The 18,223-nt window shown below is 23.4% G+C and carries 18 protein-coding genes and 1 pseudogene; 9 read left to right on the top strand and 10 right to left on the bottom strand.

All coding sequences use genetic code 4. From position 1 onward, the window contains the following. Positions 1–4: 4 nt before the first annotated feature. Positions 5–1,558 carry a hypothetical protein gene (locus AAHM96_RS06445; protein ID WP_342273001.1) on the bottom strand — a complete coding sequence of 518 codons (1,554 nt, stop codon included), beginning with the start codon at positions 1,556–1,558 and terminating at the stop codon, positions 5–7. Between the two features lie 489 nt (positions 1,559–2,047). Here AAHM96_RS06445 and AAHM96_RS06440 point away from each other — a divergent pair, with 489 nt between their 5' ends. Then, on the top strand, positions 2,048–3,655 hold the full coding sequence (locus AAHM96_RS06440; protein WP_342273000.1) for a hypothetical protein: 1,608 nt from the start codon (positions 2,048–2,050) through the stop codon (positions 3,653–3,655). 458 nt (positions 3,656–4,113) lie between these two features. After that, positions 4,114–5,355 (top strand): DEAD/DEAH box helicase, encoded by a 1,242-nt coding sequence (locus tag AAHM96_RS06435; protein WP_342272999.1) that lies wholly within the window; start codon positions 4,114–4,116, stop codon positions 5,353–5,355. Positions 5,356–5,367: 12 nt separating this feature from the next. On the opposite strand, the gene AAHM96_RS06430 is transcribed toward AAHM96_RS06435, so the two are convergent. Then, positions 5,368–5,523: a hypothetical protein gene (locus AAHM96_RS06430; RefSeq protein WP_174479916.1), complete on the bottom strand. Its 156-nt coding sequence runs from the start codon at positions 5,521–5,523 to the stop codon at positions 5,368–5,370. Positions 5,524–5,705: 182 nt separating this feature from the next. Next, positions 5,706–6,683 (bottom strand): IS3 family transposase, encoded by a 978-nt coding sequence (locus AAHM96_RS06425; protein WP_342272762.1) that lies wholly within the window; start codon positions 6,681–6,683, stop codon positions 5,706–5,708. A gap of 484 nt (positions 6,684–7,167) precedes the next feature. Here AAHM96_RS06425 and AAHM96_RS06420 point away from each other — a divergent pair, with 484 nt between their 5' ends. Then, a complete protein-coding gene (locus AAHM96_RS06420; protein ID WP_342272762.1) occupies positions 7,168–8,145 on the top strand; it encodes an IS3 family transposase in 978 nt (325 codons plus the stop codon). Positions 8,146–8,514: 369 nt separating this feature from the next. Here AAHM96_RS06420 and AAHM96_RS06415 read toward each other — a convergent pair whose 3' ends face one another. The 6 genes from AAHM96_RS06415 to acpS form a co-directional block, all read right to left on the bottom strand. Then, positions 8,515–9,252, bottom strand: a complete 738-nt coding sequence (locus AAHM96_RS06415; RefSeq protein ID WP_342272998.1) for a pseudouridine synthase — start codon at positions 9,250–9,252, stop codon at positions 8,515–8,517. Then, positions 9,245–9,826, bottom strand: a complete 582-nt coding sequence (scpB, locus tag AAHM96_RS06410; RefSeq protein WP_286641535.1) for an SMC-Scp complex subunit ScpB — start codon at positions 9,824–9,826, stop codon at positions 9,245–9,247. The genes AAHM96_RS06415 and scpB overlap by 8 nt, the downstream gene beginning before the upstream one ends. Then, positions 9,819–10,571, bottom strand: a complete 753-nt coding sequence (locus tag AAHM96_RS06405; protein ID WP_342272997.1) for a segregation/condensation protein A — start codon at positions 10,569–10,571, stop codon at positions 9,819–9,821. Before AAHM96_RS06405 ends, scpB begins: the two co-directional genes overlap by 8 nt. 154 nt (positions 10,572–10,725) lie before the next feature. After that, positions 10,726–12,042, bottom strand: a complete 1,317-nt coding sequence (locus AAHM96_RS06400) for a hypothetical protein (RefSeq protein WP_342272996.1) — start codon at positions 12,040–12,042, stop codon at positions 10,726–10,728. A gap of 74 nt (positions 12,043–12,116) precedes the next feature. Then, a complete protein-coding gene (locus tag AAHM96_RS06395; protein ID WP_342272995.1) occupies positions 12,117–13,418 on the bottom strand; it encodes a thymidine phosphorylase in 1,302 nt (433 codons plus the stop codon). 34 nt (positions 13,419–13,452) lie between these two features. Beyond that, a complete protein-coding gene (gene acpS / locus AAHM96_RS06390) occupies positions 13,453–13,773 on the bottom strand; it encodes a holo-ACP synthase (RefSeq protein WP_338973757.1) in 321 nt (106 codons plus the stop codon). Between the two features lie 131 nt (positions 13,774–13,904). Between acpS and AAHM96_RS06385 the strand changes: the two genes are divergently transcribed. The 6 genes and pseudogenes from AAHM96_RS06385 (at position 13,905) to AAHM96_RS06365 (ending at position 16,950) form a co-directional block, all read left to right on the top strand. Further along, a complete protein-coding gene (locus tag AAHM96_RS06385; protein WP_342272994.1) occupies positions 13,905–14,765 on the top strand; it encodes a hypothetical protein in 861 nt (286 codons plus the stop codon). Positions 14,766–14,863: 98 nt separating this feature from the next. Next, positions 14,864–15,677 (top strand): annotated as a pseudogene (locus AAHM96_RS06380) (IS5 family transposase). A gap of 272 nt (positions 15,678–15,949) precedes the next feature. After that, positions 15,950–16,090, top strand: a complete 141-nt coding sequence (locus AAHM96_RS08580) for a hypothetical protein (RefSeq protein ID WP_342273390.1) — start codon at positions 15,950–15,952, stop codon at positions 16,088–16,090. Positions 16,091–16,104: 14 nt separating this feature from the next. Continuing rightward, positions 16,105–16,356, top strand: coding sequence for a helix-turn-helix domain-containing protein (locus AAHM96_RS08575; RefSeq protein ID WP_425288745.1), 252 nt, complete (start codon positions 16,105–16,107; stop codon positions 16,354–16,356). Continuing rightward, the gene (locus AAHM96_RS08570) at positions 16,316–16,762 is read left to right on the top strand and encodes a transposase family protein (RefSeq protein ID WP_425288744.1); all 447 of its coding nucleotides are present in this window, start codon (positions 16,316–16,318) and stop codon (positions 16,760–16,762) included. The genes AAHM96_RS08575 and AAHM96_RS08570 overlap by 41 nt, the downstream gene beginning before the upstream one ends. Before the next feature lie 2 nt (positions 16,763–16,764). Continuing rightward, entirely contained in the window at positions 16,765–16,950 is a 186-nt protein-coding gene (locus AAHM96_RS06365) for a hypothetical protein (RefSeq protein ID WP_342272992.1), read from the top strand. A 156-nt stretch (positions 16,951–17,106) separates the two neighbouring features. Here AAHM96_RS06365 and AAHM96_RS06360 read toward each other — a convergent pair. Further along, positions 17,107–17,896 (bottom strand): IS5 family transposase gene (locus tag AAHM96_RS06360; protein ID WP_342272991.1). Its coding sequence is split into 2 segments (ribosomal slippage): positions 17,107–17,634 and positions 17,636–17,896, totalling 789 coding nucleotides; the frame shifts between segments, so codons are not numbered across the junction. Positions 17,897–18,223: the final 327 nt, after the last annotated feature.

Here is an 18,223-nt window from a genome sequence, read left to right as displayed (position 1 = left end):
TCTCCTAACTAACAATTTTTCGATTATACATTAAATAAGAAAGTAAGAATAAAAAGATAGAAAATCCACAATATATTTCAAGAACTGATTGATTATTTTGAAAATAATCAATGTTATCAGTTTTTATTTTTTTATTATTTAGTGTTAGTTTAAAATCAGGATAACTAAATAAAGTATTTTTTTGTGTATCAAAATCGATACTAGATGTTGCATAAGGTTCAAATCAAAAATCACCATAGTAGTCCATAAAATAAGTTCAAATTTGATTTCAATGTTCAATAAAATTTATTGCATTGATAAATTGATAACTATTTGCAATACTAATGTAATTTTTATAATTTTTATCATTAGTAACAGAATTATTAGTAATCTGACGATAAGTATGAATTTGATTATAAATATATTCTTCGGTTGTTCTAACTAAAAAATAAACAGGATTATAAAAAATTTTATTAAATTCATTACGAAAATCAAATTTATATGCATATGTATCAATAAAAATATTTTTAATTTCCTTGGGTGATAGTGGAACGGGTTTTTCTAATATTGGACCTGTAATTTGTATATAAGTATTATTAATATCAGTATCGTATGTTAATAGTGAAGGTGCTTTACCACTTTGCAGATCCATAAATGAATCAATATTATACTTTTTATCATAATCATTAATTATATTAATTAAGTCTTCTGTAATTTGATTATTATCAACATTATTTTTTAATTCATCTAAGTTTTTAAAATAACTATTAAAAGTAATTTTCATAAATATATCTTTATTTTGAAATTCAATTGGTTTTCAAGTGGTTGTTTTACCACTAAGAGTTTTAACAGTAGGATTTGTTTTAATAAATCCTAATTTTTGATAAAAATCAATACGCTTATTAATAACATTATTTTTTTTAATATCCTTTAATTCTTGATCACTAAGATTAGAATAAAAATCAAAAATAGCTTTTGTTAAATTTGGATATTTAATTAATCCTTTTTCTAAATTTTGTTTAAATAAAATTGCTTCTTTGATTTCACTAACAGTATATTGGATATTATTTTCAAAATTAATTTTAATAATGTCACTATTTATTTTGGTTAATGAGTAAGGCAAACCACCTAATAAAAATAGACTACAGAAAATAACAAAAATTAAAAAAACTGTTTGTGATGGAGTAAAAACTAACATTGTTACTACACCAACAGTAACTAAAACAGCAAATAAAGAGCAAAAGCCAAAAAACTTTAGGATAGTTAATACGTAAAAAGCTAAATAAGAAACTTTTATAATAATTCCACAAATCCCGCCAAATATTAATAAAGCAATAATATTTATGAAAATAAAAGTTAAACTCATAAAAAATAAAGTAGCGTATTGAGTTAAAATAATAACATTTCTTGTATAAGGTTTAGTAAGTAATAATAAGAAAGAACTATCTTCAAATTGAGTACCAAAAATTTTTATAGCATTTAATAAAATAAAAATAAATAAAAATATACTATAAAAAATCATAATATAATATTGTAAATCAATAATAAAATCTTCTATTGATAAATTTAAAAAAAACAAAACATTAATGCTCAATACCGAAATTACTATTGAAAATAAAAATAAAAATGCCGTAATAAAACTGTAACTAATTTTAATTATAATTAATCTAAATAACTTAAATCAACTTGCCTTTTTGGTTTTAGTTTTTTCTATAGTTTTCGTTGTGGTTTCTAGTAATCTGTCCATTATTTTTTCTCCTTTACATATTATCAATTATAATCAATTATTTTTTTTGTTTATAAAATATAATTTAATGAAAAAGAAAAATTATTTAAACATTTTAATTATAAGTAATAAAATTTAACAAATTTTGATATAAAAGATAATCTAATAATTATGATTACAATGCTTATTTTTTAATTATTAAATTAAACTTGATTTTTTATAAACTTATTAGTTTACTGAAATATTAAAGTTAATATATTCACAACATTTTAATTATAAATATTATAAAATATACTAAAACTTTATAAAATATATTAAAAGAAATTTTAGGAGGGTACTAGAGTGAAGGGAATATTAAAATTATTAGCAATTTTTGGATTAACAGCACCATTAGCAGTAAATGTAGTGGCATGTGGAAATGGTAATAGTTCTGATACTGATGATGAAGTATCGGAAAATGCTGATGTACAAGAATTATTAAAAAAAGCTAAAGAGCAAATTAGTTTAGGACTTGCAAATTTAATTAGTGAATATAAGAATTTAACTTTTGAAGATGAATTTGGTGAATCTGGAAAAGATATTACTAATAATTTAAATAGTTTACCTAAAGATAGTGACACTCTGGTTGATAGTAAAATAAAGGATATATTTTTAACTAGGCTTCAAAAAGATATTACAAATCTTATTATTGAGGATTATTTATTACAACCATCTGATTTAAAACCATTATTTAATAATATAACTACTAGTGAAATTTTAAAAATTGATTTTAATGGAACAAAAATGACAAATAAACAATTCAATTGAACTAAGGAAAAAGCTGATTTTGGTATTGAAAATTATGATCCAGCAACGTATAACATAACAATGTGATATAAACTTGCTGCAGACTTAAAATTAAAATTATCTTATAAAGATGAAAGTAACAAAAAGACAGAAATTGAAGTATCTAATATTTTTGATTTTAATTACGCTAATACTGGCGCTAATTTAAAGTCTTTAATTGAAGCTTCAACTGGTAATGTAACAAAAGTATTAAAAGATTTTATGATACAAATAGAAAGCACCACTACTGATAGTGGAAGTTTATTACAAAAAGCAAAAGAATTAATTACTAGAAAACTTAATAACAATAAAGTTAATATTACTAAAGTTGATATTAATGCTCAATCAGAAGTTCTTCAAAAAAATGATGTTTATGCTAGTGGTGATCATATGTATGAAGCGCTTACTAAATCTACAATTGATGAAGCAATTGATTCTTTGAAAAATTATTTATCACCAACAGCAACAACTTTTTCAGATGAGATTACTAAGTGACTTGTTGGAAAACAAGGAGTGCCTGAAGAAAGTAAAAATAAAATTAATGCTTTTGGAAAAATCACTATTAGTGATTGAAGCATTTCAGGATTAAGATTAACGCCAATGACTTTAGATTTTATTAATATTAGCCCTAATCAAACGCAAGGTGAATGAGCAGAGCAAACAGCAACAGCATTAGGTAAAATATTTTATACAAAAAGTGAATTTGCTAAAGGGCGTATTGATATCACTACTGATAATAATTTAACAATATATATGAATCCCGGAGAATTTGATAATTTTGTTCAAAATAATAAAACAATGAGTGATATTAGTGACTATATTAGTTCAAAAATAAGTTCTAAAGCTACAACCGAAAATCTTATTAAAGGTAATATTTCAGTTACTTTAAATGGTCTTTGAAAAGGAGCAAAAAATCCAACTTTAAGTGATAGAACTAGTGTGGAAAAAGTAGATGATAATACATTTAAAGTTAAAAGAAATGCGGCTGGTATGCATGGTTATAATTATTTAACTATTCGTTATGCAAACACTAATTTTTTAACTGGAATGATTAAGAATCATAAAAATAATCATATTTTATTTGATAATTGAATTATTAAAAAAGCAGATACTGATGTTTGATAATTTATATTATTTTTCAAAATTTTTTGTTATGATAAAAAATTTCTAATATAATTTAAATTTTTAATTTTAATAAATTTAAAAATTTGTATAGTATTTTAATTATTATTTTTATATTTTCATTTCTATAAATTTATCTTTACATTTAATTAAAAATAGTGTATTATATTTAAGTTGTTGATTAATTCGCAATTTTCTTTTAAGATATGATTGATAAAAAAATATCAAAAAAGTTGTTAATGATGTCAAAGAAATAAATAATATCATGAAATTATTTGACAACTTTTAATTTTAGAAAAATTAGATGAATTAATACTTTAAAATGTAAGTAAGTATATTATATATAAATAATAAATAAAACTAATCCTTTTTTAAAATAATCCTCTTTTAGAGGTTATTTTTCAGGTTATAATTATCATTTTTTCTAAATTTATTCAAAATTTATTTTTAAGGAGAAATATATGAGTTTTACAGAACTAAATTTAAAACAAGAATTAACTGCTGCTATTGCTAAATGGGGTTATACTACCCCAACACCAATTCAAAAGAAGACAATTCCAGTTTCTTTACAAAAAAAAGATATTATTGGAAAAAGTCATACCGGAACCGGAAAAACTGCTGCCTTTGTCTTACCAATATTACATAATTTAGATATAAAATTATATCGTAATCAAGCTATTATTGTTTGTCCAACTAGAGAATTGGCAATCCAAGTTGCTAAACAAGTAAAAAAATATGCTTATTTTTTAAATGGTGTTAATGTTGCTTTATTATGCGGTGGTGTTAATATTAGAAATCAATTATATGATTTAAGAACTAGTAACATAGTTGTTGGAACACCAGGAAGAATTACTGATCATATTAATCGTGGCAGTTTAAGATTAAATTCAATTAAAACATTAGTTTTAGATGAAGCAGATGAAATGTTAAAAATGGGATTTAAAAAAGATATTGATTTCTTATTTGAAAATTCACCTCAAAATATTCAAACTGTTCTTTTTTCAGCGACAATGTCAAAACCAGTTTTAAAAATTGCTGATGATTATCAAAATAATCCAGTTAGTATTAGTGTTGAAGATGAAAGTCAAAAATTACAACAAGCAAATATTAAACAATATTATTTTGATTGTCGTAATATAACAAAAGAAACTGCATTAGTTGCTTTATATCAAAAATTACAACCACAATTAAGTATTGTTTTTTCAAATACAAAAGATTTTACTAACAAAATCGCACAATTATTAGAACAAAATAATATTAAATGTGCTGTTATTAACGGTGATAAAAGTCAAAGAGAACGTATGGAAGCAATGAGACAATTTAAAAATGGTAAGGTTAAAGTACTAATTGCTACTGATATTGTTGCTAGAGGAATTGACATTAATGGTATTGATTATGTTTTTAATTATGATATTCCACGCGAATATGAGTACTATACTCATCGTATTGGTAGAACAGCTCGTGCTGGAGCACAAGGCACTGCTATTACTTTAGTAAGTAATAGAGTTCAATATAATGAAATTCAAGAAATTCAATATTATCAAAATCACGAAATTACTTTACTAGATACTACAGGTTGAGATTTACCTAAAAATATTGTTAAAGTACCGACTAAATTAAATTTTTCATCTCATAACAATAGAAATGATTTTAAACGTAATGTTAATAATAATTCAAAATGAAAAAGAAAACCAAAATATTAAAATTATTCATTTTTATAAAGTTTTTTTATTTTCATTTTTTTTCTTATTTTCGATTTCTTGTTGTTGTCTTTCTTTTTCAGCTTTTTCGGATTCTTTTTTTAATTTATTAGCTGCAATTTTTTCTTTTATTCTTGCTATTTCTTTTTCTCTTTTATTTTTTTCATCCATAAAAATCCCTTTCTCACTATTTTTTTTGGCATATTTATTCTTATATATCTAAAATACCCAAAATCAGGGTGGTTGGCCCTTAATTACTGGACCATTTTTGATATAAAATTCTAAATTTTAATTTGTAAAATTGGTGGTTGGTGGTTGGCCCTTAATTACTGGACCATTTTTGATATAAAATTCTAAATTTTAATTTGTAAAATTGGTGGTTTTAGAAATTTAGAATGTATTCTTTCATAATTATAAAACATAACATATTGATTTACATCATTTATAGCTTCATTGATGGATAAATATTGATTTGATCCTTTAGGTAGTCATTCTTGAGATAAATGAGAAAATCAGTTTTCAGATAATACATTACCACCAATATCATAAGGTTGTTTTTTGCTTAAAATTATTTGTTTATCCTCTGCTCATTTTGTGATATCGTGACAATAAAATTCGTTGGCGTTATCTGAATGTAAAATAACATTTTTTATTTGATTTCAAGAAAATTGTTTGTTGATTTTTTCAAGAGCAGGAAGAATTAAATCCTGATATGATTTATTAGGAGCAATATTATAACTAACAACATTATTTGAATAAAAATCAATAATTACAAAAAGATATAATCATCCTTCTTTAGTATTTATTTGTTTAGTGTCCATTGATCAAATTTGATTTGAAGAGGTTGTACTTTTATAATCTTTGTTTACTTTATCCATTGTAGGTATTCACTTATTTGGATTTTTTTTGTTTTTAGGATAGTTATTTTTAGTTTGTTTTAATCCTTGAATATTGTGTTCTTTCATAATTTTTCGCATTTGTTTTATTGATAATTCTATATTTAAAATGATATTTTTTTCTTGTTTTAATCACTCTTTAAAAGCTGAAAAAATTCTTAAATATCCATAAATTCTGCCTTTTCTTGTAGAATGAAATTCGATTAAAAGTTGGCATATTTTTTGATATTTATGATTGCATTTAATAATATGATTTTCTTCTTTTTTAATAGGTTTTTGTTTATTTTTTAAAAAGTAATATGTTGATCTGTTTAATTGAAGATATTGACATAGGTTTCTAATTGAATATTGATTTTTACAATCATCAATAATTTTAATTTTTTCTTTGATATTTAATTTGTTAATTACTAATGCTATTTGTTTAATTTTATCCATTAATAAAAATCCTTTCAGGTTAAAATTAGTGTTAATTATATAACACAATTGTTTTTAGAATACATTCAGGTTTTTTAAATTAATGGTCTAGTAAAAAGGGCTAAGTGGCAAGTGGCTAAGTGGCAAGTGGCCTTATTAAATGCACTTTAGTAAGAATTTTTGTTGTGTATAAATATTAAATTTATTTTAGTAATTTTTAAAATTAAGTATTTTAGTTGAAATATCTTTTAAAAAATAGTAAGATGAATGTACAATTTCATAAAAATCCAAATTATTTCTTGTCTAAAATATAATAAGACTATATAAGATTTAATTTATTCCGGATTTTTGACAATCTCCCCAACAATTAAAACTATGGAAGCCACTTAGCCACTTGCCACTTAGCCCTTTTTACTAGACCATTAATTTAAAAAACCTGAATGTATTCTAAAAACAATTGTGTTATATAATTAACACTAATTTTAACCTGAAAGGATTTTTATTAATGGATAAAATTAAACAAATAGCATTAGTAATTAACAAATTAAATATCAAAGAAAAAATTAAAATTATTGATGATTGTAAAAATCAATATTCAATTAGAAACCTATGTCAATATCTTCAATTAAACAGATCAACATATTACTTTTTAAAAAATAAACAAAAACCTATTAAAAAAGAAGAAAATCATATTATTAAATGCAATCATAAATATCAAAAAATATGCCAACTTTTAATCGAATTTCATTCTACAAGAAAAGGCAGAATTTATGGATATTTAAGAATTTTTTCAGCTTTTAAAGAGTGATTAAAACAAGAAAAAAATATCATTTTAAATATAGAATTATCAATAAAACAAATGCGAAAAATTATGAAAGAACACAATATTCAAGGATTAAAACAAACTAAAAATAACTATCCTAAAAACAAAAAAAATCCAAATAAGTGAATACCTACAATGGATAAAGTAAACAAAGATTATAAAAGTACAACCTCTTCAAATCAAATTTGATCAATGGACACTAAACAAATAAATACTAAAGAAGGATGATTATATCTTTTTGTAATTATTGATTTTTATTCAAATAATGTTGTTAGTTATAATATTGCTCCTAATAAATCATATCAGGATTTAATTCTTCCTGCTCTTGAAAAAATCAACAAACAATTTTCTTGAAATCAAATAAAAAATGTTATTTTACATTCAGATAACGCCAACGAATTTTATTGTCACGATATCACAAAATGAGCAGAGGATAAACAAATAATTTTAAGCAAAAAACAACCTTATGATATTGGTGGTAATGTATTATCTGAAAACTGATTTTCTCATTTATCTCAAGAATGACTACCTAAAGGATCAAATCAATATTTATCCATCAATGAAGCTATAAATGATGTAAATCAATATGTTATGTTTTATAATTATGAAAGAATACATTCTAAATTTCTAAAACCACCAATTTTACAAATTAAAATTTAGAATTTTATATCAAAAATGGTCCAGTAATTAAGGGCCAACCACCAACCACCGCCAACCACCATAACTTCAAATCAAAAATGAAAAATAAAAAAATTACAAAATTGAATAGATACCAGTATTAAAATCTGTGAAAAACAAAAATACACTATTGCTAAAGAAGCCAATAAATTTCAAAACTTAAATAATCTTATTGAAATACTGAAAAATTTTAAAAATGATATTATTACAAATAAAAAATTACAAGAGGAAATAAAAACAGCAAACGTTTTTGCTGATAATATTATTGAAATAAATAAGGTTTTTGATATAAAGACAAACCCAGAAAGTATAAAAAGTTGTTATATTTAAAAAATAAATTATTCTTTTATTTTAACTCTTTTGACTCAATTTCATCAATGTTGTTACTTCTTCTTCTGTCAAATAACGATATTCACCCATTGTTAAACCTTTTAAAGTAATATTAGCAACTTGTAAACGTTTTAAAGTAATTACTCTACTTCCTATTGCTTTAATCATACGTTTAACTTGTTGATTTTGTCCCTCATGAATGGTTAGATGTAGTAAAGTATTTTCTTTTTTTATATTTTTATAAATTATTTTAACAATAGCAGGAGAAGTTGTAAATGAAGTTGATAAAATAATACCGTCTTGTAGTTTTTTAATAGCATTTGATGACAAAATACCACTTGCCAATACTTCATATACCTTATCTATTTTATAACGAGGATGAATAATAGCATTAGTAAATTCACCATCATTAGTCATTAACAACAAACCTGAAGTATCAAAATCTAAACGACCGACTGGGTAAATTCTACTATTAATATTAGTAAAATAATTCATTACCGTTGGTCGATTTTTAGGATCACTGACTGTTGTTAAATAATTAGGTGGTTTATAAAATGCTAAATAAATATGATTAGATTGCTTAATAATTTGATTATTAACTTTAATAACATCACTACTTGTAACTTTAAAACCTAACGTTGTAATAATTTGCCCATTAACTGTTACTTGCCCATTAATAATTAGTAATTCTGCTTTTCGTCGTGAACATACTCCAGAATTAGCAATAGCTTTTTGCAAGCGTTCTAAATCATTATTCATTAGTAAAGTTGTAGATTTCTTGTTCATCATTTTGATTATTAAATTGAGGCAAAGTTGGTAATTGAGTTAAAGATTCGATATTAAAATGATCCATAAATTCATCAGTTAAATCATATAAAATTGGTTTTCCTGGTAATTCACTACGACCAATCTCAGTAATTAAATTTAAACTTTTTAGTTTAAAAATAATAGAATCACAATTTACACCACGAATATCTTCAATTTGTGGTTTAGTAACTGGATGATTATAAGCAATAATAGCTAGTGTTTCTAAAGCTGCTTGTGATAAACGTATTAAAGGTTGTTGTTTTAGTACTTGATAGCGATTATAATGAATAGGTTTTGTTGTTAATTTATAAATATTACCAACTTTAATTAAACTTAAACCACTGGTATCATCATCATTTAATTTCATTTGTAAAGACGCAATTAAATTTTCAACAGTCTTTGGTTTTTTTGTTAATTCTAAATATTCAGCAAGTGTTAATAAATCAAGGCCTTCATTGCCAGCAATAAATAATAAACCTTGTAAAACTGCTAATCTTTCGTTTGTTTTTCAATTGCTATTATTCATTTTTCTCACCTCGATAAATTACTGTAATTTCAGTAAAAGTATTAGTTTGTATAATATGTAAAATTTGATGATTTGCAAGATCTAAAATTGCAATAAAAGTAATAATAAAATAATGTAAAGTTAATGCTTTAGTAAAAAATAATTGTTCTAAAGTAAAGTGTTGCTTGGGGTTTTTCTTCAGTAACTGTTTAATTTCTTTAGCTCGATCTTCAGCTGAAATTAAGTTTAATGCTAAATTAACTGGTAATTTATTTTCATTTTGTAGTCTATTAAATAAGTTTAACATTGCTTGTGTTAATTTATTAATATTATTTTTTACCAAAATTGGTGTAATTTCATCAACTAAATATGTTTTTAAATCACTAGGTGTTTTTGTTAATAATTGGGTTCTATATAAAGCCTGTTCTTTAAAATAATTACTTATTTCTTTGAATTTTTTATATTCTAATAAACGAGCAATTAATTTTTGACGATTAACTTCATTTTCATAATCACTATCTACCACTAGTTCTTGTTTTGGTAATAATTGTTTTGATTGCAATTCTAATAAATAAGCAGCAATCGGTAAATATTCACTTACTAAATCAATGTTTTTAATTAATTCTTCATTAATAAAATGAACATATTGGTTAGTAACATCATTTAGATTTAAATCTAAAATATCAATATTTTTTTCTTTAATTAAATGCAAAAGCAAATCCATTGGTCCTTGAAAAGATTCAATTGTAATTACTGGTTGTAACATTATTCTCGTTCCCTCAATATCATTTTATACTTATTAATATTAATTATAACTTAATTTAATAGTACTTGATTAATCTTTAATAAATAAAAAAACTTATTTTTAATTTTTTAATGATTAAAATAAGTTTTAAAAGTTATTATATATTTAAATATTATTATTTAACTTCACGTAACGTAATATGAATATTTTCAACATTTATTTCAAATTTTGAAGATGTCTTTATATCTGGAAAGTCTTTACTTAGGTCATATTCTAATTTAAAGTTTAAATTAAAATAACCATTTTTTTCGTTAGGATTAAGATTAAATCCACTTTCGGGATTAGTAATAGTTATTACACTATCATTTCATTTGGGAACAAGAATACTATAAATTTTATTAATATTAGCAAAATAACCCTTTGTTATAACTTGTTCTTTTATATTATTCATTTCCTTATAATCTGAAAAACTTTCTGAAGCATTTGGTAATTCCTTTACTGCATCAAATGTTCATTCAGAAAATATTTTTGAAATTTGTGTTCTTGCATCAACAAAAGTTTGGTTAATCTGAATAGCAGACTTACTTTCAATATCACCAGTATTAAAAGTAGATTTAGCATCATTACCAACTAAGAAATCAATAGTAATATTACCAACATTACCATTAAATACAATTGATTTATCATCATTATTGGTCACCGTTGGATCTGCCATTTTAAATAAAGTTGATTTATCATCATCTGAAAATTCAAAACTTAAACTTAAACCAGAATATTGAACTTTATCTTTAATGGCAACATTTAAATTTTGTTTAATATATGATAACTGAGTTCTAGCAATATCTTCTTTTGAAGGTGCATCAATTTTTCCACTAATTGGTAAGTTTTCAACATTAACATTTAAAACATTATCTTTAATTTCTCCATTAATAAGTTTCTCAATAAAATCTTTAATTGCATCAGCTTTTTTTTGATCACTAGTATGACTTGTATCATTATTAATTGTAATTTTAATATCTTTAGTAACTGATGGTAAATTTAAATAAGAGATTTCCGCTTTTACTCATAAATAACCATTGACTAATTCACTACCAGTTGGTAAAACAAACTTAGGTTTTTCTTTTTCATCATTATCATTATCTTTTTTTGGAACATAGTCCATAATTTTGACATGTGCATCAGGGTGATATCAATTTGTTGGATGTTCATTGGTACTTTCTTTAAGTTTACTAGAGAAAAAGTTACCAATAGCTGTTTGCACAAAAGTATCTAATTTGCTAAAAATTTTACCTTTCATTTCTCCTATATTGGTATCATCTGATAAATTAAGATCAGCCTTAATTTGCACACTACTATCAGTAACAAAAGAGGCAGCAAAATTAAGAATATCCCTTGGAGTCATTTGATTATTTTCACTACCACAAGCAATAACTGTTACAACTGGTGTTGTTGCTAAAGCAAGTGTGCCCAGTAATTTTAATAAAGATTTCATAAAAACGCTCCTTATCATTTCATTTAATTAATATTTTTAAAATACTGTAACATTATAAACAATTTTAAACTAAATTACATTATTATTTCTAAAATTATTGGTTTAATATCGTATTTTTTATTAGTAATCTGAAATGTAGAAATTGCCAAATCTAAAAATTGTTGATGGAAATGTTCATCTTTATTAGTATGGAGTTCCATAATTACACTATTTTTTTCAACTTTTTGACCATGAATTTGTTTTAAATAAATTCCTGCCACCGGATCAATGATATCAGTTTTCGTAGTTCTTCCTGCTCCTAATATTACTGATAATTCACCTAAAGCATAATTATTAGTAAAATCTAAATAGCCCAATAATTGCGCCTTAACTTTAATAATATATTTAGCTGGTGGTAATTTATCAATATTATCAAGATATTTAGTATCTCCACCTTGACTTTTAACAAAATGATAAAAAATTTGTAGTGGTTTTTCACTAGTAAACATAGCATTAACTTTATCAATACCCTCTTTTAAGGTTTTTACCTTTTTAGCTCCCAATAAGGCTAAAGCTACTAAATTACTAACAAGGATTTTCAAATCTTCTGGTCCTTTATTTTTTAAACTTAAAATAACTTCTTGTAATTCTAGTGCATTACCAATTGTTCGTCCTAAAGGCTTATTCATATCACTAATAATAGCATAAATTTTTTTATTAAAAGCTTTACCAATATGTACCATTAATTTTGCTAACTCTCTTGCAGTTACTATATCCTGAACAAAGGCACCTTTTCCGCATTTAATGTCTAGTAAAATTAAATCAGCGCCCATTGCTATTTTTTTAGACATAACACTAGCAGCAATTAATGGTAATGAATCAACTGTTCCTGAAACATCACGTAATGCATATAATTTTTTATCAGCAGGCACTAAATTACTAGTTTGACTAATAATACTCATACCAACTTTATTAACAACTTTAATAAAATCTGATATTGCTAAATCACATTTAAAATTTGGAATTATTTCCAGTTTATCAATAGTACCACCAGTAATACCCAATCCTCTTCCAGAAATTTTTGCAACCTTTAATCCACAGGCAGCAGCTATTGGAGCAAATACTAAACTAGTTTTATCACCAACACCACCAGTTGAATGTTTATCAATACTAAAACCAGTAATTTGTGATAAATCCATGGTTTCACCACTATTAATAATATCTTTTGTATATTCTACTAATTCATCATTAGTCATTCCCTGAAAATAAACAGCCATTGCTCAAGCACTAATTTGATAGTCTGGTATTGTTTCATTGGCAATACCTTCTGTTAAAAATTTTAGTTCTTCTTTATTTAAACTTTGTCCTAATTTCTTTTTAGAAATTAAATCAATCATATACATTTTAATAAAACACCTTACTTTCTTTTTATTAAATAACAATTGCAATTGCAATTGCATTAGTTTCATTATGTGATAAAGATAAAAGTAATTGATAATTCTTAATAATAGTTATTGGTTGATTATATTGATTATAGCTAATATCAATATTTTTAAATGTTAACTTTTCTTGTGGTAATGCCTTAAAAATTGCTTCTTTTAATGCTCATCTTCCTGCCAAAAATTCCTGTTGACGTTGTAAAGAATATTGATTAAAAAGTATAATTTCTTTTTTACTTAAAATTCTTTTAGCAAGTTCTTCAATATTTTCTATTCGATTTACTTCAATAATATCTATACCTACACTACGCATTGTTAACTCCTTATATAAAATAAAAGGTTAAAACCCTAAAATCCTTGTTTTTATTATATAATTAATATGAAAGAAAGTGTGATATTAATTTCAATAAATCAAATAAATTTTGAAAAGATGGTGGTATATTAATGACATTTTACTTAAATCAAAAACAAAAATCATTAATTAAAGAACACTACCAAAACTATAAAGTTGATAATAAAAATAGTAGTTATGAATTATTTCAATATCATAATATAACAATTGAAATTTATCAAGAAAAAGTTATTTTTAAAGGTACTAAAGAAGATATTATTGCAGAATATCGCAGTATTTGAAATCAACTTGATGAAAATCAATCACCAGTCATTGGCAATGCTGAATTTGGTATTAATAATTTTTTTGGTCCACTTGTTATTATTAGTTCTTATATTGGTTCAGGTAATTTAGAAAAATTACGTTTACTTAACATTCGCGATTATAAAGACTTATCACAAAGTAAATTTATTGAATTAGCACAAGATATTATGAAAACAATTATTTTTGAGTCAGTAATCATTAACAATCGTAAATATAATCAATGAATTGATGCGGGTTATAGCCCCAATATTATTAAAACTTGAGGAGAAAATCAAGCATTAGTTCGTATGTTACAACATAGAATTCAATATGATACTATAGTTATTGATCAATATATTAATGAAGATACATATTACAAATACATTGAAAATATGAAAGATAATCGTAATAAAATTATTAAAGATAAAGTTCAATTTGTTACTAATTCAGAAAGTAAGTATTTAGCTATCGCTTGTAGTACTATTATTAGTCGTTATTTATTTTTAGAAGAAATTAAAAAAATAAAAGGTATTGACACTAATACAATTCCATTAGGTACTGGAAAAGAAGTTAATGTATTTTTAGAAAAAATTAAAAATGAAAAAACAATTGAATTTAATAAATTTCTTGAACGTCATAGCAAAAAATCATTTACTGAATTTTTTAAATAAATAATTAAAACTTAATTTTTATTAACTATAGACTTGGTGCAAAACCTTTAATTTTAATAATTTAACGGTTATTATTAATATCAAAGGTGATAATTATTATGTTAAAAAAATACAAAGATGAACAAGAATTTTATAGTTTAGTGGGAATAAAACTACAAACATTTCAAAAAATGGTTGAAATTTTAAAAAAAGCTGAAGCAATTAAAAAATTGCTGGTAAACCTAATAAATTATCAATAGAAAATCGTTTATTAATGACATTAGAATACTGAAAAGAGTATAGTAGTTATAGAGTTATTGCAAAAAGATATAATATTAGTCATACTAGCTGCATTCGTAATATTTTTTGAATTGAAAATACTTTAATAAAAAGTGGAATTTTTAATTTATCTGGCAAAAAAGATTTAATCAAAAATAAAGGAATCAATAATACTTTACTAGCTATTGATGCTACTGAAACTCCAATTGAAAGAATTAAAAAAAACTAAAATTACTTTTTTCGGGTAAAAACAAACATCATACTCTTAAATCGCAAATAATTATTGATATTTTAAATGGAAAAATTATTTCAACCGCTTTTTGTTTTGGAAGCATTCATGATTTTAAATTACTTTTAAAATCTAAAACTTTTATTCATCCAGAAAAACAAGTTTTTGTTGATTCAGGTTATCAAGGAATACAAAATATTCATAAAAATACATTTTTGCCATTTAAAAAAAGTAAATACAATAAATTAATACCAATTCAAAAAGAATACAATAAAACTTTAAGCAAAATTAGAATTAAAATTGAACACGTATTTGCTAAACTAAAACGTTTTAAAATTTTAACTTTAAAATATCGCAATAAAATACGAAGATTTGCATTAAGATTTAATTTAATAGCAGGAATATATAATTTTGAATTACCTTAGTTTTGCACCAAGTCTTATATATAAAAAGATATTTTTTATTTAAAAACTATTAAATAAATGATATAATCCAAATCAGATATATGTTTAAATATATTTTTAAGTCCTATTTTGTTTATAAAAACAAAATAGGACTTTTATACTTAAAGGAGAAAATAAAATGCCAAATGAAGAAAAAAAGCCTTTATTAGAAAAAAATAAACATAAGACTTGGTGCAAAACCTTTAATTTTAATAATTTAACGGTTATTATTAATATCAAAGGTGATAATTATTATGTTAAAAAAATACAAAGATGAACAAGAATTTTATAGTTTAGTGGGAATAAAACTACAAACATTTCAAAAAATGGTTGAAATTTTAAAAAAAGCTGAAGCAATTAAAAAATTGGTGGTAAACCTAATAAATTATCAATAGAAAATCGTTTATTAATGACATTAGAATACTGAAAAGAGTATAGTAGTTATAGAGTTATTGCAAAAAGATATAATATTAGTCATACTAGCTGCATTCGTAATATTTTTTGAATTGAAAATACTTTAATAAAAAGTGGAATTTTTAATTTATCTGGCAAAAAAGATTTAATCAAAAATAAAGGAATCAATAATACTTTACTAGCTATTGATGCTACTGAAACTCCAATTGAAAGAATTAAAAAAACTAAAATTACTTTTTTCGGGTAAAAACAAACATCATACTCTTAAATCGCAAATAATTATTGATATTTTAAATGGAAAAATTATTTCAACCGCTTTTTGTTTTGGAAGCATTCATGATTTTAAATTACTTTTAAAATCTAAAACTTTTATTCATCCAGAAAAACAAGTTTTTGTTGATTCAGGTTATCAAGGAATACAAAATATTCATAAAAATACATTTTTGCCATTTAAAAAAAGTAAATACAATAAATTAATACCAATTCAAAAAGAATACAATAAAACTTTAAGCAAAATTAGAATTAAAATTGAACACGTATTTGCTAAACTAAAACGTTTTAAAATTTTAACTTTAAAATATCGCAATAAAATACGAAGATTTGCATTAAGATTTAATTTAATAGCAGAAATATATAATTTTGAATTACCTTAGTTTTGCACCAAGTCTATAGTAATTATGGAGTTACTCATCAACAACCTTCTATAAATGATAGTAATTCAAGTAGTACTGAAAGTCTTAATAGTTCAAGTACAATTATCGAAATAGAAGATAGTGAAGAAAATAATTGAATAAATTGTAGTAGTCGTTATGGAGGAACAACACAAAAAAATCGATGATAATGGAAATTGAAAATATGAAACCCAAATTAAAAATAACTTTGATAGTTTAACTTTTTTTAATGAAAGCACTATTACCATTAATAACAATCAATACTGACAAAAACTAACATTTGTTGAAAAAAATGGAACAGTAATTATAGTGATTTTAGAACCTGTTTAAAATCTTTTCAATAAAATTGAAATAAAGGCAAGAACAACCATTTGTAAGCTAGTATTTAATTTTTTTTCACAATTTTTTCATAATCTTCTGCATTTTTCTAATCATGCAAAACTTCGTTCTACAACTCATCTTTTTGGTAATACTACAAAAGAATGTAATTCATTACGTTTTATAACTTCAACATTTGAATTTATAATTATTTTAATTTTAGAAGCAAATTTTTCACCAGTATAACCAGCATCTACTAGTATTTTTTGAACTGCAGAAAGATTCTCTTTTTCATTTTCAATCATTATTATAGCACTATTACGATCTGTTTTTTCTGCTGTGGTTATGTAAATTGCATGTGGTAAACCTTGAGAATCAACAGCAATATGACGCTTTATTCCTGAAATCTTTTTACCAGCATCATAACCTTTATTTTTAGTAGTATCTGTATTTTTAACACTTTGTGAATCAATTATACAAAAACTAGTTTGTTCTTTTCTACCATTATTGATACGAAATGCCTTGACTAATTTTTTTTAAAACTAATTGTAATACACTAGGTTCTTTATTATTATTTTTACTTCAAGCTTGAAAATAATAATATACAATTTGTCATTTTGGAAAATTTTTTGGTAACATTCTTCACTGGCAACCACTTTTTAATACATATAAAACTGCACAAAATACTTCATATAAATCTAAACTTCTTGGTTTAGTTCTCTTTTTAGTATTTTCTAAAATTGATTTTATATTTTCAAATTGCTCTTTGCTAACATTACTAGGATAATTTTTACACATATATACCTCTTATTTTAAAATATATAATCATTTTATCCTATTCTCTAAAAGATTTTAAACAGGTTCTTAGAAATTTATATTGGACTTACTGGTAAAAATTTACAAAAAGTAGTTTCTAATTTTCTCATTGATGGTAAAGAACACACATCCCAAGATTATATTGATGCTATATTTTGAAATTGACAAAATTATGTTATGGTATTACTTGATACTGCACTTGGCACATTTTTCACTTCAGCAGCTTCAAGTTGATCACGAGATGTTTTTTTTATTAAAAAAACAAAACAAATCCCATTGAAATCAACCAATTTAATACCAATGACTTTG

Source organism: Spiroplasma endosymbiont of Acasis viretata (assembly GCF_964031275.1).
GTDB lineage: Bacteria > Bacillota_I > Bacilli_A > Mycoplasmatales > VBWQ01 > Spiroplasma_E > Spiroplasma_E ixodetis_A.
This window is presented reverse-complemented; position numbering and strand designations above follow the sequence as displayed.